We start from the raw sequence: 22,258 nt of genomic DNA on the forward strand, positions 1-22,258 counted from the left end.
GGAGGGGACAGCATGACGACCACCGAGCAGGCCAAAGCCACCACCGACGCCACCACCGACCAGGCCGGCACCGCAGACCCGACGCACCGGGCCGATGATCCGCTGATCAACGACCTTGGCTTCAAGGCCGCCCAGCACGCCCGCTACACCGAGCTGCGCGAGCGCGGTCCGGTGCAGCGGGTGCGGCAGCCCAACGGGCTCGACCTCTACCTGGTCCTCGACTACGAGCTCGGCCGGACCGCGCTGATGCACCCGGACCTGGTCAAGGACCCGGAGGTGGCCCGAGCCGCACTGGACGCGGCCGGCGTCACCAGCTACCAGGGCCGTGGCCGGGGCCTGGGCGCCAACATGCTGATGGCCGACCCGCCCGACCACGCCCGCCTGCGCGGCCCGGTGGCCCGCTCGTTCACCCCGCGCCGGGTCGAGGCGCTGCGGCCCCGGATCCAGCAGATCGCGGACGAGCTGATCGACGCGATGGCGGCCAAGGCGGCGGCCGGGGAACCCCTGGAGCTGGTCGAGGACTTCACCGCGCCGCTGCCGGTGATGGTGATCTGCGAGCTGCTCGGCGTTCCGCTGGACGCCAGGGACGACTTCCGCCGCTGGACCCTCGCCGCCGTCTCCGGCGCCTCGGCCACCCCCTCGGCCGCCCAGCGCGAGGGCTCGCTCGCGCTGAACCAGTACTTCGCCCGGCTGATCGCCGCGAAGCAGACGGCGGAGACGCCCGGCGAGGACCTGCTGTCGGCGCTGATCGAGCTGAACCGGGAGGACGCCGACGCCCTCAACGACGAGGAACTGCTCGGCACCGCCGTGATCCTGCTGATCGCCGGCCACGAGACCACGGTCAACCTGCTCGGCAACGCGATGGCCGCGCTGCTGGACGCACCCGACCAGGCGGCGCTGCTGCGCGAGCGGCCGGAACTGCTGCCGGCGGCGGTCGAGGAGTTCCTGCGCTTCGACGCGCCCGTCGACCAGACCCCGCTGCGCTTCGCCGCGCGCGACGTCGAGCTCGGCGGCGTGCTGATCCCCGAGGGCAGCGCGGTCACCGTCTCGCTGGGCGCCATCGGCCGCGACCCGGCGACGGGAGCGGGTGAGGGCCGTCTGGACGTGACCCGCACCGACGGCAGGCATCTGTCCTTCGGCCACGGCATCCACTACTGCGTCGGCGCACCGCTGGCCCGGCTGGAGGGCGTGGTCGCTCTCGGCACGCTGCTGCGGCGGCTGCCCGGCCTGGAGCCGGCCGGCGCGTACGCCGAACTGTCCTGGACCCCCGGCGGCATCATGCACGGGCCGGTCTCCCTGCCGGTCACGCTGGCCCAGCCGGTCAGGCCGGCCCAGCCCACCGAGGCTCCGTAGCGCCGGCGCACCGCCTCGGAGCCCGGGCGTCGGACCGCCCGGGCTCCGTCGCGCACCGGGCCGGCCGTCACCGGCACCACTGTCGTCACGGGCACCACTGTCGCCACCGGCACCACTGTCGTCACGGGCACCACTGTCGTCACAATGGACGCCGTGGACTACCAGCAGCTCCTGAGTGACGCGATGGCCGCCGCCCGCCGCACCGTGGGCACGGGGCGGGTCGCCGACTACATCCCCGCCCTCGCCGCCGCCGACCCGGACGCCTTCGGCATGGCGCTGGCCACCGTCGAGGGCGAGGTGTTCGGGGTCGGCGCCTGGGAGCAGCCGTTCTCGATCCAGAGCATCTCCAAGCTGTTCACCCTGGCACTGGTGCTCGCCGAGGGCGGCGACGCCGTGTGGCAGCGCGTGGGCCGCGAGCCCTCCGGCAACCCGTTCAACTCCCTGGTCCAGCTGGAGACCGAGCAGGGCATCCCGCGCAACCCCTTCATCAACGCCGGCGCCATCGTGGTCACCGACCACCTGCACAGCCTCACCGGCGGCGCCGCCCACGCGGTCCGCGAGTTCCTGCGCGCGGAATCGGGCAACCCGATGCTGGGCACCGACTGGGAGGTGGCCGCCTCGGAGACCGAGCACGGCCACCGCAACGCCGCGCTGGCCCACTTCATCGCCAGCCACGGCAACCTGCTGAACCCGGTCGAGACGGTCCTCGACGAGTACTACGCGCACTGCGCGATCGCGGCGAGCTGCGCCGACCTGGCCCTGGCCGGACGGTTCCTGGCCCGCTACGGGCTCCGCGCCGACGACACCCGCCTGCTGTCGCGCAGCGATGCCAAGCGGGTCAACGCCGTCCTGCTGACCTGCGGGACCTACGACGCCGCAGGCGAGTTCGCGTTCCGGGTCGGCCTGCCGGGCAAGAGCGGAGTCGGCGGAGGCGTGCTCGCCATCCTCCCGGGACGGGCCGCGCTCTGCGCCTGGGGCCCCGGCCTGGACCGGGCCGGCAACTCCGTCGGCGCGGTCGCGGCCCTGGACGCCTTCACCACCGCCTCAGGCCTGTCGGTCTTCTGAGCCGTCCGTGCCGCCGCCGACGATCTCGTGGCTCCGACCTCCCCGAGTCGCTACCGTTGAGCCATGACCGCACTCCCCGACTGGATGCGCCCGCCGCGCGCGGAAGGCTGGTTCGCGGAGGACCTGGACCGCCTCCCCGAGGCGCCCCGCCACACCGAGCTCATCGACGGAGCACTCGTCTTCCTGATGTCGCCCCAGCGCTGGTGGCACGGCCACCTGGTCACGATGCTCACCGTCGCCCTCATGGAGCAGGCACCCGCCGATGTCAGGGTCGGGCGCGAGATGACCATCAGACTCGATCAGCGCAACCGGCCCGAGCCGGACCTGCTGGTGACGACGGCCGGCTTCGACGGTGACCGCACCTGGTTCGCGCCGGAGGAGGTACGACTGGTGGTCGAGGTGGTCTCCCCCGAATCCGCCCATCGGGACCGCACCGTCAAACTCCGCAAGTACGCGGAGGCCGGTATCCCGCACTACTGGTGCATCGAGGACGAGGACGGCGCACCCGTCGTCCACGTGTACGAACTCGACGAGCCGACCGCCGCCTACGCACCGGCCGGCATCTTCAGAGGCTCGCTCCTCCGTCCGGTGCCCTTCGAGATCAGCCTCGACCTGCAGAAGCTCGCCCCGCCCGGACGCGTCTGAGGCCCCACGGGCGGCGTTGGTCTAGTGCGGGCCGGACGGCAGTCCGGCCAGGTCGGCCATCATGCTCATCTGGTGGTCGAAGTACTCCCGGCGCGCCTCGATGGTGGTCCCGGTGCGGCCGAACACCTCAAAGCTGACCAGTCCGAACAGGTGGACCCAGCCGGCGAACACCCGCGCCAGCAGCTCCTCGGGGATCTCGCCGGGCTGCTGGTCGATCAGCCCGCGCAGGTCGACCCGGACCGCCTCGGGCAGCGGCGCGGACGGCGGGAGCGGGTCCGTCCGTTCCTGCGCCGCCTCGGCCGCGATCCCGGCCAGCAGCAGGACCACGGCCGAGGCCGGCGCACTGGTGCCCTGCGGCGCCGCGTACCCGGGCACCGGACTGCCGTAGAGCAGGCCGTACTCGGCCGGGTGGGCCAGCGCCCACTCCCGCACGGAGTGCCCCACCGCCAGCCAGCGCCCGCGGGTGTCCGCCCGGGGCACCCGGGCGTCGGCCTCCCCCGCGGCGGCGGCGAGTGCCTCGTACGCCTCCATGATCAGCGCGGTCAGCAGGTCGTCCCTGCTCGGGAAGTAGCGGTAGAGCGCCGAGGCGACCACCCCCATGTCCCTGGCCACTCCGCGCAGCGACAGGTTGGCCCCGTCGGCCGCCAGGCGCCGGCGCGCCACGGCCTTGATCTCCTCGGTCATCTCGGAGCGGACCCGGGCGCGAAGTGACGGTGCTGACATGCCCCCATCCTCCCACAGTCAGAGAACGCCATCCCATTCGGAGAACACTGTTCTTGACTCAGTGCAGTGTCCACTTGTACGGTATTGCCATTCGAGAACACCGTTCTCTCATTGGAGTCGATCATGTCCCTTCATGTCATCGTCGGAGCCGGCCCCGTCGGCTCGGCCACGGCCCTGCTGCTGGCCGAGCGGGGGGACGAGGTCCGGCTGATCACCCGCAGCGGCTCCGGGCCGGAACACCCCGGCGTCGAACGCGTGAAGGCCGACGCCACCGACCCGGAGGCCCTGATCCGCCTGGCCACCCGGGCCACCGCCCTGTACCACTGCGCCCAGCCCGCCTACCACCGCTGGGCGGCCGAGTTCCCGGCGCTGAACGCGAGCATCCTGCGCGCCGCCGAGGCGACCGGCGCGGTCCTGGTCAGCATCGGCAACCTCTACCTGTACGGCCAGGTGGACGGCCCGATGACCGAAGACCTGCCGGCCCGCCCGAACTCGGTGAAGGGCCGGGTCCGGGCCGAGCTCTGGGCCGCCCAGCTCGCCGCCCACGACGCCGGCCGCATCCGCGCGGCCGAGATCCGCGGCTCCGACTACCTCGGCGCCGGCGTGGTGTCCTCCTTCACCGTCATGGTTCTGCCCGCCGTCCTGCGCGGCCGCCGCGCCCTCGCCCCCGCCGACGTCGACTCGCCGCACAGCTGGACCTACACCGGCGACATGGCCCGCGCCCTCGTCGCCGTCGCCGACGACGAGTCGGCCTGGGGCCGCGCCTGGCACGCGCCGACCCCGCCGCCCCGGTCCATCCGCCAACTGGCCGACCTCGCCGCCACGATGGCCGACGCCCCCGCCGCCCGGACCGGCCGGATGCCCACCGCCCTGCTCCGCCTCGCCGGCCTCTTCAGCGCTGACGCCCGGGAAATCCCCGAGGTCCGCTACCAGTTCGACCACCCGTTCGTCCTGGACTCCACCCAGGCCCAGCAGGCCTTCGGCCTCACACCCACGCCCACCGAGGACGCCCTCCGCGAGACCGTCATGGCTGCAAACAGCGCCTGACGCAGCCCGGTCCACGGCGATGCGGCCGGTCACAGGTCGTCAGAGCCATTCGCCGGGTGAAGCGGTGGCGCGGCCCAGGAGCGAGGTGCCGGCGACGACGGCCGTACTCGGACCCCGAACGTCGGGGCGGTGCGCGCGCGTCAGTTCCCGGCCAGCTGCGCGGCGAGCGCGGAGCTGAGCCAGGTGTTGACGGCGCCGAGAGTCGGGGCCGGGGTCACCTCACCGGCGAGCGCCCAGTAGCGGCGCATCGCCGGGTGGTCCCCGGCCGCCAGGTCACGACCGAGGTCGCGGCGGAAATCGGGGGTGTCGCGGCGGTCGTGGGCACGGGCGTGGGCGGCCACGAAGCAGTCGAGCGCCTCGCCTGCGGCAGGGTCGCGCCCGGCGAGGAGCGCGGGCGCGGTCAAGTCGTAGGCCTCGCGCAGGCCGTCGTAGAGCACGTCCGGCCGGGGCGGCGAGGGACGGTGGTCGACCAGGCAGGCGTCGTCGGCGACACGGGTCAGCTCGTGCAGACCGGCGAAGGCCAGCACCTGCGCAGGGACGGGCTGCTCCGGCAGCGGTGGCACGGCCGCCTCAACGATCGAGGTGACCAGCCGTGTGGGGAGCCGCAGTGGCAGTAGCCGGCGCCAGTACCGGACCATCGTGTCCGTGCTGGGCGGCGTGCCGAGCGCGCCGACCAGGCGCAGCAGTTCGGCGCGCTCGCCCGGCGCGGCCTCGTGCAGCAACCGCAGCGCCGCCTCCCGCCACCGCAACGCGTCCAGCTCGGCCCCGAGGCTGTCCAACTGCCGCGCCACGATGTCCCCGAGGCCGTTCTCCCCCAGCCCGTCCGCGACGACGCGCGCGATCTGCGGCAGCGGCACGTCCAGCGCCCGCAGCGAACGGATCAGCCGCAACCGCTCCAACGCCTCCGGCGCGTACCGGCGGTGCCCACCACTGCTCCGGTCGGCCTCGGGCAGCAGCCCCTGGTCGGAGTAGAAGCGCACCGCCTTCACGCTCACCCCGGCGCGTTCGGCAAGCTCACCGATGCTCAGCAGCTCGTGTGGCAGCAAGACTTGAACCTCCCGTTAGGGGAGTTCCTACGGTATCCGCATGCGAAACGACCACGACATCACGACGGCGTTCATCCTGGCCTCCGGTCCGTTCACGGGCGGGCTGCTGTGGGATCGGGTGGGCGAGAAGCTGCGGGAGGCGGGAACGGAGGTGCACGCCGCGACGCTGACGGGCACCGGCGGCGAGGGGCCGCCGGCTGAGAAGGACGAGGGCGAGGTGGATCTGGAGACCCACATCGCCGATCTGGTCCGGCTGATCGACGGCGCCGCCGCTCCGGAGGTGGTGCTCGTCGGGCACGACTACGCCATCCACCCCGTGCTCGGCGCCGCACAGGAGCGCGTGGAGCGGGTGGCCCGGATCGTCTACCTCGACTGCGGACTGCCGCAGGACGGGGACCTGCCGCTCGCACTGGTGCCCGACACCGACGTGCATGCCTTGCTGCGGGAGCGGCCGGACGCGGCCGTGCCCGCGCCCGCGCCCGGGGAATGGCGGAAGTGGGGCGACACGACCGGCCTGTCCGGCGCGGATCTGGAGCGGCTCTCGGTGCTGGCCGCGCCGCAGCCCGGCCGCACGCTCACCCAGCCCCTGCGGCTGACCGGCGCACTGTCGGGCGTCCCGACCAGCGGGATCCTGTGCACGGAGGCCGGGCTCAGCATCCGGCTCGTGCAGCAGATGGTGACCTCGGGCATGCCACAGTTCCAGGCCCTGGCCGACCCACACGTGGGCTTCTTCGAGCTGGTGACGGGACACTGGCCGATGCTCTCCCGCCCGGACGAGCTGGCGGCGACCCTGCTGCGCGCCGCCGCAGGCGATGGCCACCGGCTCAGCCCGGCGACTGGCCGGCCGTTCCAGGGGCGCCCGTTTCTGCTGGACGTACCGGAGGCGGCGCGGGAACGCGTCGGCCGCGTCGACCTGCACCTGCCGGACGCCGCCACGCCGGAGGATCCGCGTCCCGCGATCCTCTTCGTCCACGGCGGCCCGCTCCCGAGGGACCTGGTGCCCGCGCCCAGGGACTGGCCGCTCTACGTCGGCTACGCCCGCCTCGCCGCGAGCGAGGGCGTCGTCGGCGCGGTCGTGGCGCACGGGCTGCACGCCCCATCCGACTATCCGGCGGCTGCGGTGGACGTCGCCGAGGCGCTGGAGCTGCTGCGCGCCGATCCGCGCGTCGACGCGGACCGGATCGCGCTCTGGTGCTTCTCCGGCGGCGGCCTGTTGCTGGCCGACCTGCTCGCCGCTCCCGCGCCCTGGCTGCGCTGCGTCGCCGCCAGCTACCCGGTGCTCGCGCCTTTGGCCGGCTGGATCGGCGTCGACCCTCGCTTCGCGCCGACGGCGATGCTGCCCAAGGCGAGCCGCATGCCGATCGTGCTGACCCGGGTGGGGCAGGAGAACCCGGAGATCGCGGCGACCGTCACGGCGTTCCTCACGGCCGCGGCGGACTGCGGCGCGGCGCTGGAGCTCGTGGACGTGCCGGACGCCGGGCATGGCTTCGACGTGCACGACCCGACGGAGGAGACCCGGGCCGCCGTGCGGCGCGCGCTGGCGGCGGTCATCGGGCACCTGCACGGCTGAACCCCGGAACCACCGAAGCCGGATTCTCATCCGGTCTTCATACGACGGGGGCGGGCAGCGGGTATCAGCCGGATGTCCAGGCAGTTCGCAGTACAGGGCAGGCGAGGCGAGGACCATGGGACCGTATGGACCTCTTCGAATCCGCGGCGACGGGACCCACGGCGACGGGCTCAACCCCCTTGGCCAGGTTGGTACTGGCCTGGGGGCGCCGCGTGACACTTGGCGTCACAGCCCGGGCCGAGTTGCATGGCGATCCACAAGGCGCCGTACAAGGCGGCGGCCGTGAGGACCACGCCGATGATGAGCAACCCCCAGCAGCCGCAGCCCTGGCGTCGAGCTGGTGTCCGTGCGGCTCGCGCCATGGTTCCCCCCGGCTGGTGTCCTGGCCACAGGATGACGCTGATGCTGCCGGAGCGGAACCAGGCCTGAGCAGCGTCGAGAATCCGGCCGTTCAGTGCCGCGAGGAGTCAGCAGACTGTGGTGATCGGGCCCGCTCGTGCCGCGGCCGGCGCAATCGACTCCGCACCGTTCCCGCTGGGCTGCAATTCTTGAGGCCAACCTCTGCAGTCGGCCGTCCCACCCACTGCCTCCACGACTCGGGCGGCAGTCTCAGCGGCTCAGGCGATCACGAGGTTCGGCACTGTGGGCCGAAACGACCAGGGTCTCTTCGACGCGGCGCGAGCCCGCTGCAGGAACGGGGCCGCACACGCCCGGCAGTACCTGAGCTCATAGCCCGGCCCGGACGCCGCCTCCACATGCCCGACGGGGATCGTCGCGGCCTGCTGCTCGCACCGGTCGCAGTACCGGCGCATCCACCCCGACTCCCACTGCAGGGCGTTGAGGAACGCCTCGTCATCCGGATACAGGTCGATGGTCACCGCGGTTCGCCAGCGGGCTGGCCGGCGCTGCCCGCGGACCGGCGCCGCAGGAGCTGCAGGAACCGCGGATACGTGGTGGGTGTGATGGCGCCGCGCTCGGCCGTCCGCTTGAGGGTCGCGAGCTCCCGCTCTTCGGCGGCGGTGAGCGGCTGCACGATCTGCTCCGTCGTCAGGTCAGGGGCGTTCACGGGGTCACCTCCGCCAGGTCGGCGACGAGGCGGAGCAGGTCTTCGACGGTGCCGGTCAACGCCGATGCGAGGAGCAGCAGCTCGGCCGGGGCGACGGTGGACAGGTCGGCCTGCCGGGCGCGTTCGAGATCGTGGCGGGCGACTCCGACCCGGAAGTCCTGGGCGGGCGTCAGCGTTGGTTTGGTGGTGACAGGTTCGGTCAGTGGCACGGGAACCCCCAGGTGTTTGGGACAGGCGGCCACCGGCCAGCCCAGACGGCCGCCGTCCCGGTCGCCGGTGTAGATGTGGCCGGCAGCGGTCAGGGGAGCCGTCGTGGTGCCGCAGGTGATGCAGGCTTCGCCGTGCAGGCGGGCGAGCAGAGCATCGTCCACCGGCAGCGCAAGCGTGGAGGGGCTCACTGAATCCGCCATGCCACCGACGGTAGAGATGGCCGGAATCCAGCCTCAATGGATGTGTGGCAACTTGCGCACGCTCACCCCAGCGCCTGAATCGCCGCCCCAATCAACCGACGGGCGTTCCCGCCGTACCTGGCCAGCGCCGCCAGGTCGGCGAACGTCTGCCCATACATGGCAACCTCATGCGGCTGCGTCACGGTCAGGTGGGCGGAGACCAACTCGACGTTCACCTGCTCGTCGTCGTACACCGTGAACGACTCCACGGGCCAGCCGGCACCGCGCCGCGCTCCCATCGGGATCACGCCCAAACTGACAGAAGGCAGCAGCGCCACTTGGACCAGGTGACCGAGTTGGGCCCCCATGGTGTCGACGTCGCCGATGACTGTGCGCAGCACCCACTCTTCCACCAGGATCGCGAAGCGGTGATCTTTCGATCGCAGGATGTTCTGGCGTGCCATCCGCACAGCCACGGCCTCAGCAACGTCATCGTGGACCCCGCGCAGGGACACGATCGTGTTCAGCACAGCCGTGCTGTACGCCTCGGTCTGCAGCAGCCCCGGGATCACCCACGACTGGTAGATGCGGAAGCGCCGCGTTCGCTCGAACAGTGGCCGCACGCTCTCCTGTGCCTGCCTCAGGCCAGCACGCTCAAGACGGCGCCACTCCACATACATGCCGTCGATGCCACGGGCGGTGGCGATCAGATCAGCGGCACGCCCCGGCACGCCGCAATGCAGCGTCCACGCCCTCAGGTCGCCATCCGACGGGGTCATCCTGCCGTGCTCGATGCGGGAGCACTTCGACTCGTGCCAGCCGCACAGCGCGGCCAGCGCCCGCGCAGTGATGCCGGCGTCGAGCCGGATCTCGCGGAGGCGCTGGCCGAGGGCCCGTCTGGCCTGCTCGATGCTGGACGCTGGTACGAGTGGTGACACGGTCCCAAACTGTCGGCTAGGCGGGCCGGTAGTCGTCGTGGTCGATGGCTCGCTCCCAGACCGCCTCGAACGCCGAGACGCAGAGCTTCACCACGGCCGGATCGCTGGTTACCTCTTCGCTGACGAAGTCGCCGTCACCGTTGAAGTGGTGGACCATCACGATGCTGTCGTCGATGGCCCAGAAGTCGTTCCCGGGCAGGGCGATGTCCGTGGCCCGCTGACGCGGAAGCCAGCGCACCCGCTCGCCTGCCGCCGTGTTGGTGAACGTGACGTCGTACTCGAAGCGGATGTACTCGCTGACCGGCTCGGAGACGATACGTGCCCGCCGTACGTCGATGCCTCGCGCAGTCGTATCCGCCATGGTCTGCAGCCAGGGCCGCCACCATGACGCACGGTCGGAGGGGTCAAGTCGATGGCCGGCTCTCCAAGCGATGAGCAGCGGGTCGTCGAGCATGTAGCCGTCTCGCATCTCCAGATGGACCGCTGAACGCTCGCAGGTGCGTAGCAGGTGCTCAAGCGTCGGAGCCGCCATCGTTGACCTCCGGGAAGAACTGCATCATCCGCCGGGGGAATTCGATCACGGTCTCATGCTCAGGGATGTCGATTTCGGCGAGTCGCTCGGGGTCGGTGATCTTCCAGCCCTGGAGCACGTAGTTGCCGGACACGTCGTCGAGGTACACGGTCGGGGACTTGCCGTCGGGGCTTTCGGGGTCCTTGCCGAGCTTGTGCAGTGTCATGGCTGTGCCTCTCTCGGTCGGGAGGTGCTGTGACCGAGCTTGCACGCTCCGCTGTCGAGATCGCCATGAGTATGCGGAAACGTGCGGGTCGGATCCGGGCTACCGCTCCCCGTGACGCCGGCCGGACGAAACATAACGGCGGTACTGCTGGGACTCTGCGTATCGGCATGGCAACGTTCCGACGCGGCGTCACATGCCCCTGTCACGCTGGCGACCCGAAACCAGCCCAGGGGGCGCAATGGGACTCAGCTACCGCGAATCCTTCACAGCTGGACCATTCCGCGTCACCGCATCGAAGTCAGGCATCAGCTACTCCGCCGGAGTCAAAGGAGCACGTGTCACCAAGCGGGCCAACGGGAAGGTGCAGACCACGCTGTCGGCACCCGGTACCGGCCTGCGCTACACCACCGACGGCAGCAAGGCCAGGGCGCGTCCGCAACGGCAGGCAGCCGCGGCGGCGCCGAGCCCGCAGGTACGCGGCGCCGCCACGACGAGGTACTCCAGCAGGCATGGCGTGACAGCGACACTGCGCTGCCCCTGCACAGCCCGGATGTGAGCACGTCCGGTGCGATGACGCTCGCGGGGATCATGACGCAGCTCGCGGAACCCGATCGCGGAGTACAAGGTGGTGTACCGCTGGTCGGTGTCTGAGCGTCTCGGCCACACCAACGTGGCCATGACACTCAACACCTACGCCCACCTGTTCCCGGAGTCGGCAGAGAAGACGAGGGCAGCCATCGGCGCCGCCTTTGCGGCGCCGAGTGCCCCCTCAGTGCCCGAGGCTGGATAAAGATCAAGGTTCGTACAGGTCAGCGCGATCTCATTTGATCGTTTAGACGTTGAAGCGGAACATTCGGGGCACCGCAGTCACCTGCGGAAACGCCCGTTCCGGCCGAAATATCCAGCACGGATCCAGCACCGTCGACGATGCCGCGAGAAGCCCGCCGGGTAGGTCACGGATGCGAGATCAGCCCTTGCGTGCACAGAGCCGATCCAGGCCGGTCAGGGCGAGGTCACGGCGGCGTTCAGCGCGTAGCTCCTGCGTGAATCCCGCCCCGGAGTAGCAGGCCAGCACGGTGTCCCGGGTGTCGTAGCCCTTGCTTGCGAACAACTCGCGGGCGCATTCGAGCCGTTGCACATGACTGTGCCTGATCACCACGCCCAACTTGGCCTCGCCCAGGGACAGGATCCTGCGTGGTGCGTTCGAGTCCCGGCCCGCGAGTACGACCACGTCGATCTCGATCTGGCTGCGCGCAGCCCAATCATTGACCACGCCGGATCCGACTTCGGCCGGGAGGAGGACCACCACCAACAGGGAGTGGCCCCTTTGGCGTGCACGCTGTCCTGCTCCGGCGGCCGCACCTCAGCGATCGGCGTAGTGGCCGTAGACGCGGGCAATCTCCAATACGTCACCGTTCACCCGGTAGACGAGCCGGTGCTCCTCGGTGATGCGCCGCGAGCACCAACCCTTCAGTGCGCCCTTCAGCATCTCGGGCTTCCCTAGGCCGTCGCCGTCATCCGGGTTTCGCTGGATGTCCGCGATCAGGAGGTTCACGCGCTTGAGGGTGCGCCGGTCGGTCATGGCCCACTGCGCGTACTGCTCCCATGCGCGAGTGGAGAACATGACCTTCACGCCGCCGTCGTCTCCGGGTCGATCAGGTCGCGCACGGTGCCGCGCCCAGTCTCCAACTCGGCAACGGACTCCATCAACTCAGCGGCGGTGCGCGCATTGCTGAGCAGGTACATGGTCTCCGTCCACGCTTCGTAGTCCGACTCCGCCATGAGAACCGCGTTCCCCTGCTTGGAGGCGATCCTCACCGGCGCGTGATCATCGTTGACCTTCTTGAGTAGCGGGAAGAAGTCCCGCCGCGCCTCGGTTCCAGTGATCGTCATTAGTGTCGCCCCTTTCGCGTCGACCTGCTCCTCACATTGTACCGAAAACCGTACATCAGTAGTACGGAATTCGGTACGCTAACTTCCAGGGCCAAGGGGATACGGCGCCGGTCAGCGGCCGGGGCGGCGGCCAGTGCGTTTGGCCCGGGCGCGTCGGGCTGCGGCGCCCCGGCTCAGCGGCCCGTTCGCGAGGGCCTGGAGGCGGGCGAGGCCCTCGCGGTCGGGATGGGCGGAGGCCTGGGCGAGGGCGATGGCCTCGCGCACCTCGGCGACGCCCTGGGCGCGAGCTGTCTCGACGAAGCCTTCCCTGCCCGAGGCGTCCAGAAGCAGTAGCAGGCCGTCGGCGAGGAGCAGCCCGTGTCCGTGCCGAGAATGCCGTCCGCGCAGGTCACCCACAAGGCCGATGGTCCCAACCAGCACGGCATGATGATCGACTGTGCTACTGCGACTCGCCTACCTTGCCGTGACCAACGCCTTCGCTGTGCTGCGGCTGCTTCCGATGAGCGGCCGCGACAAGTACGCCGAGATCCTCGCCCTGCGCCACCAGATCAGCATTCTGCAACGGCAACTCGGACCAGATAGAGCGAAGTTCACGCCTGAAGACCGTGCCTTCCTCGCCGCGCTCCTTCACCCTCTGCCCAGCGAGGTCCTGCGCCGGCTAAAACTGATCGTGCGACCCGACACCGTGCTGCGGTGGCACCGCGATCTGATGAGGCAGCGGCACGCGAACGCCTCCCAGCCCAAACGCCCCGGCCGACCCCGCACCGCGCGCTCTATCCGCCTACTGGTCCTTCGCCTTGTCCGCGAGAACCCGTCCTGGGGCTACCGACGCATCCACGGCGAACTCGCCACCCTCGGCATCAAAATCGCCGCCTCCACCGTGTGGGAGATCCTCAAGACCGAAGGCATCGACCCGACCCCCGACCGAAGAGCCACCACCTGGGCCGACTTCCTGCACTCCCAGGCCAACGCCCTGCTCGCCTGCGACTTCATCGAGACCGTCACCCTGACCGGAAAGCGCCAGTACATACTCGCCGTCATAGAACACGCCACCCGCCGTGTTCGTGTCCTGGGCACCACCGCACATCCCACCGCCGCCTGGGTCACCCAGACCGCGAAGAACTTGGCCATGGACCTGGAGGACGCCGGAGCCACCGTCAAGTACCTCATCCGGGACCGGGACGCGAAGTTCCCCGCCCTGTTCGACCAAGTCCTCTCCGACGCCGGGGTCGAGACCGTACTCAGCGGCGTCCGCGTCCCACGCATGAACTCGATCATGGAACGCTGGGTACGCAGCCTCCGCCGCGAACTCCTGGACCGCACCCTCATCTGGAACGAGGCCCATTTACGCCACGCCCTGCACGAGTACGAGCAGTTCTACAACCAGCACCGAACCCACCGCTCACTCCACGCGGCAGCACCCCTGCGCGCCCTACCCGAACCCATCACCGAACCCGGGCAAATCGCACACCTCGACATACGCAGCCATGACCGCCTCGGCGGCATCCTGCACGAATACCGACATGCCGCCTGACCTGCATGGACGGGAATTTTCGGCACGAACAGCGTCAATGTCCAGCACATATCCAGCACCGTCGGGATGACGAGGGGTGATGACGTGGGACGAAACTGCTGACGGAGCGTCACTTTATCCAGCACCTATCCAGCACGGGCGGCGGAACGGGGCTCGTTGGCATATGCCTAAACCCATCCCCACCTGCCAGTTTGGCGAATCGCCACCACCCGTGCTACGGCGGGCGCTAAACGTTGAAGCGGAACTCCACGACGTCGCCGTCCTGCATGACGTACTCCTTGCCCTCGATGCGGGACTTGCCCTTGGCGCGGGCCTCGGGGATGGAGCCGCAGGCGACGAGGTCCTCGAAGGAGACGATCTCGGCCTTGATGAAGCCCTTCTGGAAGTCGGTGTGGATCACACCGGCGGCCTCCGGGGCGGTGGCGCCCTTCTTGATGGTCCAGGCGCGGACCTCCTTGGGGCCGGCCGTGAGGTAGGTCTGCAGGCCGAGGGTCTCGAAGCCGACCCGGCCGAGGGTGGCCATGCCGGCCTCCTCCTGGCCCATGGACTGGAGGAGTTCGAGGGCCTCGTCCTCGTCCATGCCGATCAGCTCGGACTCGATCTTCGCGTTGAGGAAGATCGCCTCGGCCGGGGCGACCAGGGCGCGCTGGGCGTTCTTGAAGTCCTCGTCCGTCAGCTCCTCCTCGTCCACGTTGAAGACGTAGAGGAAGGGCTTGGTGGTGAGCAGGTGCAGCTCGCGGACCGACTCCTTGTCGAAGCCGGCCTCGAAGAGGGTCTTGCCGGACTCCAGGACGGCCTGCGCGGCCTCGGCGGCCTTGAGGGTCGCCGCGGACTCCTTCTTGAGCCGGGACTCCTTCTGCAGCCGCGGCAGCACCTTCTCGATGGACTGCAGGTCGGCCAGGATCAGCTCGGTGTTGATGGTCTCGATGTCGTCCTTGGGCGAGACCTTGCCGTCGACGTGGACCACGTCCGGGTCCTCGAACGCCCGGATGACCTGGCAGATCGCGTCGGACTCGCGGATGTTCGCGAGGAACTTGTTGCCCAGGCCCTCGCCGACGCTCGCGCCCCGGACGATGCCGGCGATGTCGACGAAGTCCACCGTCGCCGGCAGCACCCGCTGCGAGCCGAAGATCTTCGCCAGTACCGCCAGGCGGGTGTCCGGCACACCGACCACACCGACGTTGGGCTCGATCGTCGCGAACGGGTAGTTGGCGGCCAGCACGTCGTTCTTGGTCAGGGCGTTGAACAGGGTGGACTTGCCGACGTTCGGCAGACCGACGATTCCGATGGAGAGCGACATGTGGCGAAGTCCTGGAGGGGAAGGGGCAGCGCGGGGCGCGGCGGCGGAGACGGGAACGGTGCCCCAGTCTACGGAGGTTCCGCCGAGTGCAGCGACACGCCGGGGCGGCCGGGCAATCGGGTGACACCGGACAACGCCCGGCGTGTCCGTCACCCTGAGTGGCGTTCATCCGACCGTACGTTGGTCTCGTGGAGTACCGACGCATGTCCGACCCGCGCCTCACCGACCGCCCCGTCGCCGCCGCCGTGCCCGGGCGTCCCGCCGCCGTGCCCGGTCCGGCGCGCTCCCCCGAGCCCCGGGGCGGCGGCACCGTCCGCCCGCCGCAGCGGCCCGCGCCGCGTCCCGGCGGCGTCCGCACCCCGCACCGGCTCACCGCGGTGGGCAGCGGCGTGGTGATGCTGGCAGCCACCTTCCTGGGCGGGGCGGCCGACTACTGGCTGTTCGACGGGAGCGGCTACGTGCTCGGCCTGGTCTACCTGGCCGCCTGCTTCCAGGTCGCGGTCCGGGTGCGCCCGGTGGACCTGGCGGCGGCGCCGATCAGCGGGCCGATCGCCTTCGCGATCACCCTGCTGGTGGTGCAGACCGCCCCCACCCCGGGCTGGACCGGGGAGCTGATCGGCCTGGCCACGGCGCTGGCCCTGCAGGCGGGCTGGCTGTTCGCCGGCACCATCCTGGCCGCCCTGATCGTGCTCGCCCGGCACATCGCCCTGAACCGGGGGCGGCGCTAGGCCGGGCGCCCGGCCGATTTCGCCGCCGCCATCGCGGCGCCCACGATCCCGGCGTCGTTCTGCAGCCCGGCCGGCACGATCTCGGCCCGGAGCGGCTTCAGCAACGGCAGGAACTTGTCCGCCTTACGGCTGACCCCGCCGCCGATGATGATCAGCTGCGGCGAGAAGAGCTGCTCCACCACCGCGAAGTAGTCGTCCAGCCGCCCGGCCCACTCCGACCAGCTCCAGTCGTGGTGCTCCTTGGCAGCGGAGGAGGCATGCTTCTCCGCGTCCTTGCCGTGCAGTTCCAGGTGCCCCAGCTCGGTGTTGGGCACCAGCACGCCGTCCGAGAACAGCGCGCTGCCGATCCCGGTGCCCAGGGTGAGCAGCAGCACCACACCGCTCCGGCCCTTGCCCGCGCCGTAGGCGACCTCGGCCATTCCGGCCGCGTCGGCGTCGTTGACCAGGGCCACCGGCATCCCCAGGCCCTCGGCGAACATGGTCGCGGCGTCCAGGCCGATCCAGCCCTTGTCGACATTGGCCGCACTCAGGGTGTGGCCGTCCACGACCACACCCGGGAAGGTCAGCCCGACCGGGCCGTTCCAGTCGAAGTGGCCGACCACCTCGCGGACCGCCTCCAGCACCGCCTTGGGCTCGGAGGGCTGCGGGGTGAGCACCTTGTGCCGTTCCTGGGCGAGTTCGCCCCGTTCCAGATCGGCGGGCGCACCCTTGATGCCCGAACCGCCGATGTCCACACCGAAGACCTGGGCACTGGATACCTTGGCACTGGAGGCGTTCACGCTGGAGCTCCCCTGTTCGTCGTTGAACCGGTCGAATCGTTCAGTCGGTCGTCAACGTCCGTTCTACCCGCTCCAGTTGCCCGCCGCTCGCCCTACCCGTCGATCGGTCGGCCGGCGGCCTCCGCGCGCAGGTCCCGGCGCAGCTCCTTGGGCAGCGAGAACTGCAGGTGCTCCTCGGTGGTGCGGACCGTCTCGACGTCGCCGAAGCCGCGCTCGGCCAGCCAGGCCAGCACCTCCTCGACCAGGATCTCCGGCACCGAGGCGCCGCTGGTCAGGCCGACCGTGCCGACGCCCTCCAGCCAGGCCTCGTCGATCTCGTCGGCGAAGTCGACCAGGTAGGCGGCCCTGGCGCCGGCCTCCAGGGAGACCTCGACCAGGCGCACCGAGTTGGAGGAGTTGCGCGAGCCGACCACGATCACCAGGTCGCACTCGGCGGCGATCTGCTTGATCACCACCTGCCGGTTCTGCGTGGCGTAGCAGATGTCGTCGCTCGGCGGGCTGGTCAGCAGCGGGAAGCGGGTCTTCAGCGCACCGACGGTGGCCATCGCCTCGTCCACGGAGAGGGTGGTCTGCGACAGCCACACCACCTTGGACTCGTCGCGGACCCGGACCTGCTCGACGTCCTTGGGGCCGTCCACCAGATGGGTGCGCTCGGGCGCCTCCCCCATGGTGCCGATGACCTCCTCGTGGCCCTCGTGGCCGATCAGCAGGATGTCGTAGTCCTCCTCGGCGTACCGCAGCGCTTCCTTGTGCACCTTGGTGACCAGCGGGCAGGTCGCGTCGATGGTGGCGAGCTTGCCTGCCTTCGCCTCGTCGTGGACGGAGGGGGCGACGCCGTGGGCGGAGAAGACCACGATGTTGCCCTCGGGGACCTCCTCGGTCGCACTGACGAAGATGACGCCCTTCTTCTCCAGGGTCTGCACGACGTACTTGTTGTGCACGATCTCGTTGCGCACGTAGATGGGGGCCCCGTACTGCTCCAGGGCCTTCTCCACGGCGATGACGGCTCGGTCGACGCCTGCGCAGTATCCGCGCGGGGCGGCGAGCAGGACACGGCGGGAAGCGGTAGCAGACATGCCCTCAAGCCTACCGGCAGAAGGGGTACCGTCCCCGGGGCGGACACCCTATGGGGCCCTATGGGCGGTATGCCGGCAGGCCGTCTCCTGCGCGCCGCCCGCCGGCCCTCCGTACCGCGTGGCCACACGCACGGTCAGGCCGCCGTGTCGGACCCTGCCGTTAGGCTCGGCGCATGGCCCTCGACACCTCGGCGGAAGCCCCCATCCCGGTCGGCCGGGTCTCCCAGCTCATCGGCGGCTGGATCAACCGCCTCGGCGCGGTCTGGGTGGAGGGACAGATCACCCAGCTCAGCCGCCGCCCGGGGGCCGGTGTGGTGTTCCTGACGCTGCGTGACCCGTCCGAGGACGTCTCGCTCTCGGTCACCTGCTACCGCTCGGTCTTCGACCCGGTGGCGGAGCTGGTCACCGAGGGCTCCCGGGTGGTGCTGCACGCCAGGCCCGAGTGGTATGGCCCGCGCGGCACGCTGTCGCTGCGCGCCGCCGAGATCCGGCTGATAGGGCTCGGCGACCTGCTGGCCCGGCTGGAGCTGCTGAAGCGCACCCTCGGCGCGGAGGGTTTGTTCGCCGCCGAGCGCAAGCGGCCGCTGCCGTTCCTGCCGCAGTGCGTCGGCCTGGTGACCGGACGCGCCTCGGCGGCGGAGCGCGACGTGCTGCAGAACGCGCGGCGGCGCTGGCCGGCCGTGCGTTTCGAGGTGCGCAACGTCCCGGTGCAGGGGGTGCACGCGGTCCCCGAGCTGATCGCCGCGATCAAGGAGCTGGACGAGCGCCCGGAGGTCGACGTGATCATCGTCGCCCGCGGCGGCGGCAGCGTCGAGGACCTGCTGCCCTTCTCCGACGAGCAGCTGGTCCGCGCCGTCTCGGCGGCCCGGACGCCGGTGGTCAGCGCGATCGGCCACGAGCCGGACCAGCCGCTGCTGGACTACGTCGCCGACCTGCGCGCCTCCACCCCCACCGACGCCGCGAAGCGGGTCGTCCCGGACGTCAGGGAGGAGCTGGCCCGGGTGCACGGCCTGCGCGACCGGGCCCGCTGGGGCGTACGGGCCCGGCTCGACCGGGAGCGCTCCGGGCTCGACGCCGTCCGCAGCCGCCCGGTGCTGGCCGCGCCGTACCGGATGGTGGACGAGCGCGGGGCGGAGGTCGCGGCCCTGCTGCACCGCTCCCGGCGGAACCTGGACCACCGCCTGGAGCGGGCCGCGTCCGAGCTGTCGCACACCCTGGCCCGGGTGGTGGCGCTGTCGCCGGCCGCGACCCTGCAGCGCGGGTACGCCGTACTGCAGCGCGAGGACGGCGCGGTGGTCCGCGATCCGGCGCAGGTCTCCGCCGGAGAGCCGCTGCGCGCGCGGGTCGCCGAGGGCGAGCTGACCGTGACGGTCACCGAGTAGAGCCGTCACCGAGGGTCGGCGCACCGTCACCTGAGTTGTCAGCGGCTGCGCATAGGCTGGCGGGCATGGCGAAGCAGACGGAGAACGGCCCGACCACGGGGGACACCCCGCTCGACGACACCGCGGCGGACATGCCGCACGACGCGCTCGGTTACGAGCAGGCCAGGGACGCCCTGCTGGAGGTCGTCCGCAAGCTGGAGAACGGGGGCACCTCACTGGAGGAGTCCCTGGCGCTGTGGGAGCGCGGGGAGCACCTGGCCCAGGTCTGCGAGCGCTGGCTGGACGGCGCCAGGGCGCGCCTGGACGCCGCGCTCGCGGCCGACGGGGCGAAGCCGGGCGGGCAGCCCGCGGGCTCCGACCGGCCTGGTGCCGAGGAGTGAGTGATCCAGATCACTCCTGAGATCTCTGCGTTGGAAATAGTTGAAGGTTCACCTATGTTGATGGAGGCAAGCGGCACTCGGCCGCCCCAGGACATCACCGAGGTTAACCATGACTGACGCTCTCGTTCTCGACGCCGCCGCCCAGGACCTGCTGTTCCGCGAGGCCCGTACCGCGAACACCTTCACCGACGAGCCGGTCACCGACGAGCAGATCCAGGCCGTCTACGACCTGGTCAAGTACGCGCCGACCGCCTTCAACCAGCAGCCGCTGCGGGTCGTCCTGGTGCGCTCCCCCGAGGCCCGCGAGCGCCTGGTCGCCCACATGTCGGACGGCAACAAGGCGAAGACCCAGTCCGCCCCGCTGGTCGCGGTGCTGGCCACCGACCACGAGTTCCACGAGGAGCTGCCCAAGCTCTTCCCGGCCTTCCCGCAGGCCAAGGACGTCTTCTTCTCCGAGCGCCCGGTCCGTGAGGCCGCCGGTTCCTTCAACGCCTCGCTGCAGATCGGCTACTTCATCCTGGGCATCCGCGCCGCCGGCCTGGCCGCGGGCCCGATGACCGGCTTCGACCGCGACGGGATCAACAAGGAGTTCTTCGCCGACGGCGACCACGAGGTCCTGGCCGTCGTGAACATCGGCAAGCCCGGCGCCGACGCCTGGTTCCCCCGCAGCCCGCGCCTGGAGTACGACGAGGTCGTCACCACCGTCTGACCCCGGCGCCTGCCCGCCGTCCGCACCCCCGCGGACGCCGCAAAGCCCCGACCGCCGCCCCCCGGCGCGGTCGGGGCTTTCGCGTTCCGTCCGGCGTGTCCGGCACAGCGTGTACCGTCCGGCGCACGGACCGCGCTCAGTGCAGCGTCGCCGCGAACTGCTCCAGCTGCGCGAAGCTCTCCGTGCCGGTCAGCGCCGTGGTCTCGGTGCCGGTCCGCAGCACCAGCGCGCGGTAGCGGTCGCCCTGGTAGTGGCTCCAGACCTGGCCGCCCACGGTGCTGGTGCCGGACTCCTTCACGCCGTTGGTGGTCGCGTCGGCGAGGAACGCCGCCTCCGGGCCGTTGCTCTGCCGGATCGCGACGTACTGCCCGCCGGCGTCGATGAAGCCCAGCGTCCACTGGGCGTTCTGCGGATCGCCGCCGTCGAAGCCGACCGCCGTGGCGTTCCAGCCGCTGGGCAGCTCCTTGGGCGCCAGCAGCGGGTAGGGGGCCGCGCGCTGGGCGGTGTCCAGCGCCACCTGGTACTCGACCGGATGCACGCCGTTACCGCCGCTGTGCGGCACGAACAGGTAGATGACCAGCCCGGCAGCCATCACCGCGATCAGCGACAGGACCATGTCCCGGACTGACTTGCCGGCCATGCCCGGACGCTTCTGCGTCGTCGTGGGTGCCGTTCCGGTCTGCGCCGCCGCGTTCTCTGTAGCCACCCCACCATGGTGGACCATGGCCCCGCCGCCCCCGCGCACCGGGGCGCACGTGCCCCACGCCACAGACATTTCCGCAGGTCGCCGGTACGATCACAGGACCCTCATCCGGCCGTCGTCGTACAGAGAGGTACGGAATTCGATGACCGAGCAGCACCAGCACAACCTTCCATCGTCCCTGGAGGTCGCCCCCGAGGCGCCCGACCGCAACCTTGCACTGGAGCTGGTCCGGGTCACCGAGGCCGCGGCGATGGCCGCCGGTCGCTGGGTCGGACGTGGCGACAAGAACGGCGCGGACGGCGCCGCCGTGCGCGCGATGCGCACCCTTGTGCACACCGTGTCCATGAACGGCGTCGTGGTCATCGGCGAGGGCGAGAAGGACGACGCCCCGATGCTCTTCAACGGCGAGCGGATCGGTGACGGCACCGGCCCCGAGTGCGACGTCGCCGTCGACCCGGTGGACGGCACCACCCTGACCGCCAAGGGCATGCCCAACGCGGTCGCGGTCCTGGCCGTGGCCGACCGGGGCACCATGTTCGACCCCAGCGCCGTCTTCTACATGGACAAGCTGGTGGCCGGGCCCGAGGCGGCCGGCCAGGTCGACATCAGCGCGCCGGCCGAGCACAACATCCGCGCCGTCGCCCGGGCCAAGGGCTGCGCGCCCGAGGACGTCACCGTGGTACTGCTGGACCGTCCCCGGCACGACGACCTGGCGGCCGAGATCCGGGCCACCGGCGCGCGGATCAAGTTCATCTCCGACGGCGACGTGGCCGGTGCGGTCATGGCCGTCCGCGAGGGCACCGGCGTAGACCTGCTGCTCGGCGTCGGCGGGACCCCGGAGGGCATCATCGCGGCCTGCGCCATAAAGTGCCTGGGCGGTGTCATCCAGGGCCGGCTGTGGCCCAAGGACGAGGCGGAGCGCCGCAAGGCGCTGGACGCCGGACACGACCTGGACCGGGTGCTGCACACCAACGACCTGGTCAGCGGCGAGAACGTGTTCTTCGTCGCCACCGGTATCACCGACGGCGAGCTGCTGCGCGGCGTCCACTACAAGTCGGAGACCGCGACCACCAGTTCACTGGTGATGCGCTCCAAGAGCGGCACCATCCGGCAGATCGACAGCACGCACAGGCTGTCCAAGCTCCGGGCCTACAGCGCCATCGACTTCGACCGGGCTCGCTAGGCTCCCCCCGGA

General features: G+C 70.8%; 28 protein-coding genes. 12 read left to right on the plus strand and 16 right to left on the minus strand.

All coding sequences use genetic code 11. The annotated features are described in order from the left end of the window. Positions 1–12: 12 nt before the first annotated feature. The 3 genes from ABH925_RS11270 to ABH925_RS11280 all read left to right on the plus strand — a co-directional run bounded on the left by ABH925_RS11270 (position 13) and on the right by ABH925_RS11280 (position 3,063). Positions 13–1,353: a cytochrome P450 gene (locus tag ABH925_RS11270; RefSeq protein WP_370147238.1), complete on the plus strand. Its 1,341-nt coding sequence runs from the start codon at positions 13–15 to the stop codon at positions 1,351–1,353. 144 nt (positions 1,354–1,497) lie between these two features. Continuing rightward, on the plus strand, positions 1,498–2,418 hold the full coding sequence (locus ABH925_RS11275; RefSeq protein ID WP_370147239.1) for a glutaminase: 921 nt from the start codon (positions 1,498–1,500) through the stop codon (positions 2,416–2,418). 63 nt (positions 2,419–2,481) lie between these two features. Next, on the plus strand, positions 2,482–3,063 hold the full coding sequence (locus ABH925_RS11280; RefSeq protein WP_370147241.1) for a Uma2 family endonuclease: 582 nt from the start codon (positions 2,482–2,484) through the stop codon (positions 3,061–3,063). Between the two features lie 21 nt (positions 3,064–3,084). On the opposite strand, the gene ABH925_RS11285 is transcribed toward ABH925_RS11280, so the two are convergent. Continuing rightward, positions 3,085–3,786, minus strand: a complete 702-nt coding sequence (locus ABH925_RS11285; protein ID WP_370147242.1) for a TetR/AcrR family transcriptional regulator — start codon at positions 3,784–3,786, stop codon at positions 3,085–3,087. A gap of 123 nt (positions 3,787–3,909) precedes the next feature. Between ABH925_RS11285 and ABH925_RS11290 the strand changes: the two genes are divergently transcribed. Further along, the gene (locus ABH925_RS11290) at positions 3,910–4,833 is read left to right on the plus strand and encodes an NAD-dependent epimerase/dehydratase family protein (protein ID WP_370147243.1); all 924 of its coding nucleotides are present in this window, start codon (positions 3,910–3,912) and stop codon (positions 4,831–4,833) included. A 140-nt stretch (positions 4,834–4,973) separates the two neighbouring features. Here ABH925_RS11290 and ABH925_RS11295 read toward each other — a convergent pair whose 3' ends face one another. Next, the gene (locus ABH925_RS11295) at positions 4,974–5,879 is read right to left on the minus strand and encodes a MerR family transcriptional regulator (RefSeq protein ID WP_370147245.1); all 906 of its coding nucleotides are present in this window, start codon (positions 5,877–5,879) and stop codon (positions 4,974–4,976) included. 40 nt (positions 5,880–5,919) lie between these two features. Between ABH925_RS11295 and ABH925_RS11300 the strand changes: the two genes are divergently transcribed. Continuing rightward, positions 5,920–7,449, plus strand: a complete 1,530-nt coding sequence (locus ABH925_RS11300; protein WP_370147246.1) for an alpha/beta fold hydrolase — start codon at positions 5,920–5,922, stop codon at positions 7,447–7,449. A gap of 617 nt (positions 7,450–8,066) precedes the next feature. Here ABH925_RS11300 and ABH925_RS11305 read toward each other — a convergent pair. The 6 genes from ABH925_RS11305 to ABH925_RS11330 form a co-directional block, all read right to left on the minus strand. Next, positions 8,067–8,327, minus strand: coding sequence for a hypothetical protein (locus tag ABH925_RS11305; protein WP_370147247.1), 261 nt, complete (start codon positions 8,325–8,327; stop codon positions 8,067–8,069). Next, complete coding sequence (locus ABH925_RS11310; RefSeq protein ID WP_370147248.1) at positions 8,324–8,515, minus strand: hypothetical protein; 192 nt, start codon at positions 8,513–8,515, stop codon at positions 8,324–8,326. Before ABH925_RS11310 ends, ABH925_RS11305 begins: the two co-directional genes overlap by 4 nt. Then, positions 8,512–8,925 (minus strand): hypothetical protein, encoded by a 414-nt coding sequence (locus ABH925_RS11315; RefSeq protein ID WP_370147249.1) that lies wholly within the window; start codon positions 8,923–8,925, stop codon positions 8,512–8,514. Before ABH925_RS11315 ends, ABH925_RS11310 begins: the two co-directional genes overlap by 4 nt. A 62-nt stretch (positions 8,926–8,987) precedes the next feature. Then, on the minus strand, positions 8,988–9,842 hold the full coding sequence (locus ABH925_RS11320) for a helix-turn-helix domain-containing protein (protein WP_370147250.1): 855 nt from the start codon (positions 9,840–9,842) through the stop codon (positions 8,988–8,990). 16 nt (positions 9,843–9,858) lie between these two features. Next, complete coding sequence (locus ABH925_RS11325; RefSeq protein ID WP_370147251.1) at positions 9,859–10,374, minus strand: DUF6879 family protein; 516 nt, start codon at positions 10,372–10,374, stop codon at positions 9,859–9,861. Continuing rightward, positions 10,355–10,579: a hypothetical protein gene (locus ABH925_RS11330; protein WP_370147252.1), complete on the minus strand. Its 225-nt coding sequence runs from the start codon at positions 10,577–10,579 to the stop codon at positions 10,355–10,357. The genes ABH925_RS11325 and ABH925_RS11330 overlap by 20 nt, the downstream gene beginning before the upstream one ends. A 238-nt stretch (positions 10,580–10,817) precedes the next feature. Here ABH925_RS11330 and ABH925_RS11335 point away from each other — a divergent pair, with 238 nt between their 5' ends. Next, on the plus strand, positions 10,818–11,135 hold the full coding sequence (locus ABH925_RS11335; RefSeq protein ID WP_370147253.1) for a DUF4236 domain-containing protein: 318 nt from the start codon (positions 10,818–10,820) through the stop codon (positions 11,133–11,135). Positions 11,136–11,546: 411 nt separating this feature from the next. On the opposite strand, the gene ABH925_RS11340 is transcribed toward ABH925_RS11335, so the two are convergent. The 4 genes from ABH925_RS11340 to ABH925_RS11355 all read right to left on the minus strand — a co-directional run bounded on the left by ABH925_RS11340 (position 11,547) and on the right by ABH925_RS11355 (position 12,892). After that, positions 11,547–11,888 (minus strand): hypothetical protein, encoded by a 342-nt coding sequence (locus ABH925_RS11340; RefSeq protein ID WP_370147254.1) that lies wholly within the window; start codon positions 11,886–11,888, stop codon positions 11,547–11,549. A 54-nt stretch (positions 11,889–11,942) separates the two neighbouring features. Beyond that, the gene (locus ABH925_RS11345; RefSeq protein WP_370147255.1) at positions 11,943–12,212 is read right to left on the minus strand and encodes a Txe/YoeB family addiction module toxin; all 270 of its coding nucleotides are present in this window, start codon (positions 12,210–12,212) and stop codon (positions 11,943–11,945) included. Further along, positions 12,209–12,472, minus strand: coding sequence for a type II toxin-antitoxin system Phd/YefM family antitoxin (locus tag ABH925_RS11350; protein WP_370147256.1), 264 nt, complete (start codon positions 12,470–12,472; stop codon positions 12,209–12,211). Before ABH925_RS11350 ends, ABH925_RS11345 begins: the two co-directional genes overlap by 4 nt. Positions 12,473–12,583: 111 nt before the next feature. Then, positions 12,584–12,892, minus strand: a complete 309-nt coding sequence (locus ABH925_RS11355) for a hypothetical protein (RefSeq protein ID WP_370147257.1) — start codon at positions 12,890–12,892, stop codon at positions 12,584–12,586. Between the two features lie 16 nt (positions 12,893–12,908). On the opposite strand from ABH925_RS11355, the gene ABH925_RS11360 reads away from it, so the two are divergent. Then, a complete protein-coding gene (locus ABH925_RS11360; protein ID WP_370147258.1) occupies positions 12,909–14,006 on the plus strand; it encodes an integrase core domain-containing protein in 1,098 nt (365 codons plus the stop codon). Between the two features lie 226 nt (positions 14,007–14,232). On the opposite strand, the gene ychF is transcribed toward ABH925_RS11360, so the two are convergent. Further along, on the minus strand, positions 14,233–15,306 hold the full coding sequence (gene ychF / locus ABH925_RS11365; protein ID WP_370147259.1) for a redox-regulated ATPase YchF: 1,074 nt from the start codon (positions 15,304–15,306) through the stop codon (positions 14,233–14,235). A 203-nt stretch (positions 15,307–15,509) separates the two neighbouring features. Here ychF and ABH925_RS11370 point away from each other — a divergent pair, with 203 nt between their 5' ends. Continuing rightward, complete coding sequence (locus ABH925_RS11370) at positions 15,510–16,034, plus strand: DUF6542 domain-containing protein (protein WP_370147260.1); 525 nt, start codon at positions 15,510–15,512, stop codon at positions 16,032–16,034. Here ABH925_RS11370 and ppgK read toward each other — a convergent pair. Both ppgK and ABH925_RS11380 read right to left on the minus strand, forming a co-directional pair. Next, complete coding sequence (ppgK, locus tag ABH925_RS11375; RefSeq protein ID WP_370147261.1) at positions 16,031–16,813, minus strand: polyphosphate--glucose phosphotransferase; 783 nt, start codon at positions 16,811–16,813, stop codon at positions 16,031–16,033. The genes ABH925_RS11370 and ppgK overlap by 4 nt on opposite strands. Positions 16,814–16,905: 92 nt before the next feature. Continuing rightward, positions 16,906–17,889 carry a 4-hydroxy-3-methylbut-2-enyl diphosphate reductase gene (locus tag ABH925_RS11380; protein ID WP_370147262.1) on the minus strand — a complete coding sequence of 328 codons (984 nt, stop codon included), beginning with the start codon at positions 17,887–17,889 and terminating at the stop codon, positions 16,906–16,908. 173 nt (positions 17,890–18,062) lie between these two features. Between ABH925_RS11380 and xseA the strand changes: the two genes are divergently transcribed. The 3 genes from xseA to ABH925_RS11395 all read left to right on the plus strand — a co-directional run bounded on the left by xseA (position 18,063) and on the right by ABH925_RS11395 (position 20,360). Continuing rightward, entirely contained in the window at positions 18,063–19,271 is a 1,209-nt protein-coding gene (xseA, locus tag ABH925_RS11385; RefSeq protein WP_370147263.1) for an exodeoxyribonuclease VII large subunit, read from the plus strand. 65 nt (positions 19,272–19,336) lie between these two features. Beyond that, entirely contained in the window at positions 19,337–19,651 is a 315-nt protein-coding gene (locus tag ABH925_RS11390) for an exodeoxyribonuclease VII small subunit (RefSeq protein WP_370147264.1), read from the plus strand. Positions 19,652–19,760: 109 nt separating this feature from the next. Then, positions 19,761–20,360 carry a malonic semialdehyde reductase gene (locus tag ABH925_RS11395; RefSeq protein ID WP_370147265.1) on the plus strand — a complete coding sequence of 200 codons (600 nt, stop codon included), beginning with the start codon at positions 19,761–19,763 and terminating at the stop codon, positions 20,358–20,360. A 136-nt stretch (positions 20,361–20,496) separates the two neighbouring features. Here the strand turns inward: ABH925_RS11395 and ABH925_RS11400 are convergent, their stop codons facing one another. Beyond that, positions 20,497–21,066 carry a DUF4245 domain-containing protein gene (locus tag ABH925_RS11400; protein ID WP_370147266.1) on the minus strand — a complete coding sequence of 190 codons (570 nt, stop codon included), beginning with the start codon at positions 21,064–21,066 and terminating at the stop codon, positions 20,497–20,499. Positions 21,067–21,205: 139 nt separating this feature from the next. Between ABH925_RS11400 and glpX the strand changes: the two genes are divergently transcribed. Beyond that, positions 21,206–22,246 carry a class II fructose-bisphosphatase gene (gene glpX, locus ABH925_RS11405; RefSeq protein WP_370147267.1) on the plus strand — a complete coding sequence of 347 codons (1,041 nt, stop codon included), beginning with the start codon at positions 21,206–21,208 and terminating at the stop codon, positions 22,244–22,246. Positions 22,247–22,258: the final 12 nt, after the last annotated feature.

Origin of the sequence: Streptacidiphilus sp. EB129 (assembly GCF_041262645.1) — a bacterium.
GTDB lineage: Bacteria > Actinomycetota > Actinomycetes > Streptomycetales > Streptomycetaceae > Streptacidiphilus.

What these genes read in the sequence shown, in the direction of transcription:
- ABH925_RS11270 (WP_370147238.1), top strand. Translation starts at nt 13, where the DNA reads ATGACGACCACCGAGCAGGCCAAAGCCACCACCGACGCCACCACCGAC.
- ABH925_RS11275 (WP_370147239.1), top strand. Translation starts at nt 1,498, where the DNA reads ATGGACGCCGTGGACTACCAGCAGCTCCTGAGTGACGCGATGGCCGCC.
- ABH925_RS11280 (WP_370147241.1), top strand. Translation starts at nt 2,482, where the DNA reads ATGACCGCACTCCCCGACTGGATGCGCCCGCCGCGCGCGGAAGGCTGG.
- ABH925_RS11285 (WP_370147242.1), bottom strand. Translation starts at nt 3,786, where the DNA reads ATGTCAGCACCGTCACTTCGCGCCCGGGTCCGCTCCGAGATGACCGAG.
- ABH925_RS11290 (WP_370147243.1), top strand. Translation starts at nt 3,910, where the DNA reads ATGTCCCTTCATGTCATCGTCGGAGCCGGCCCCGTCGGCTCGGCCACG.
- ABH925_RS11300 (WP_370147246.1), top strand. Translation starts at nt 5,920, where the DNA reads ATGCGAAACGACCACGACATCACGACGGCGTTCATCCTGGCCTCCGGT.
- ABH925_RS11315 (WP_370147249.1), bottom strand. Translation starts at nt 8,925, where the DNA reads ATGGCGGATTCAGTGAGCCCCTCCACGCTTGCGCTGCCGGTGGACGAT.
- ABH925_RS11325 (WP_370147251.1), bottom strand. Translation starts at nt 10,374, where the DNA reads ATGGCGGCTCCGACGCTTGAGCACCTGCTACGCACCTGCGAGCGTTCA.
- ABH925_RS11330 (WP_370147252.1), bottom strand. Translation starts at nt 10,579, where the DNA reads ATGACACTGCACAAGCTCGGCAAGGACCCCGAAAGCCCCGACGGCAAG.
- ABH925_RS11335 (WP_370147253.1), top strand. Translation starts at nt 10,818, where the DNA reads ATGGGACTCAGCTACCGCGAATCCTTCACAGCTGGACCATTCCGCGTC.
- ABH925_RS11350 (WP_370147256.1), bottom strand. Translation starts at nt 12,472, where the DNA reads ATGACGATCACTGGAACCGAGGCGCGGCGGGACTTCTTCCCGCTACTC.
- ychF (WP_370147259.1), bottom strand. Translation starts at nt 15,306, where the DNA reads ATGTCGCTCTCCATCGGAATCGTCGGTCTGCCGAACGTCGGCAAGTCC.
- ABH925_RS11370 (WP_370147260.1), top strand. Translation starts at nt 15,510, where the DNA reads ATGTCCGACCCGCGCCTCACCGACCGCCCCGTCGCCGCCGCCGTGCCC.
- ABH925_RS11380 (WP_370147262.1), bottom strand. Translation starts at nt 17,889, where the DNA reads ATGTCTGCTACCGCTTCCCGCCGTGTCCTGCTCGCCGCCCCGCGCGGA.
- xseA (WP_370147263.1), top strand. Translation starts at nt 18,063, where the DNA reads ATGGCCCTCGACACCTCGGCGGAAGCCCCCATCCCGGTCGGCCGGGTC.
- ABH925_RS11390 (WP_370147264.1), top strand. Translation starts at nt 19,337, where the DNA reads ATGGCGAAGCAGACGGAGAACGGCCCGACCACGGGGGACACCCCGCTC.
- ABH925_RS11395 (WP_370147265.1), top strand. Translation starts at nt 19,761, where the DNA reads ATGACTGACGCTCTCGTTCTCGACGCCGCCGCCCAGGACCTGCTGTTC.
- glpX (WP_370147267.1), top strand. Translation starts at nt 21,206, where the DNA reads ATGACCGAGCAGCACCAGCACAACCTTCCATCGTCCCTGGAGGTCGCC.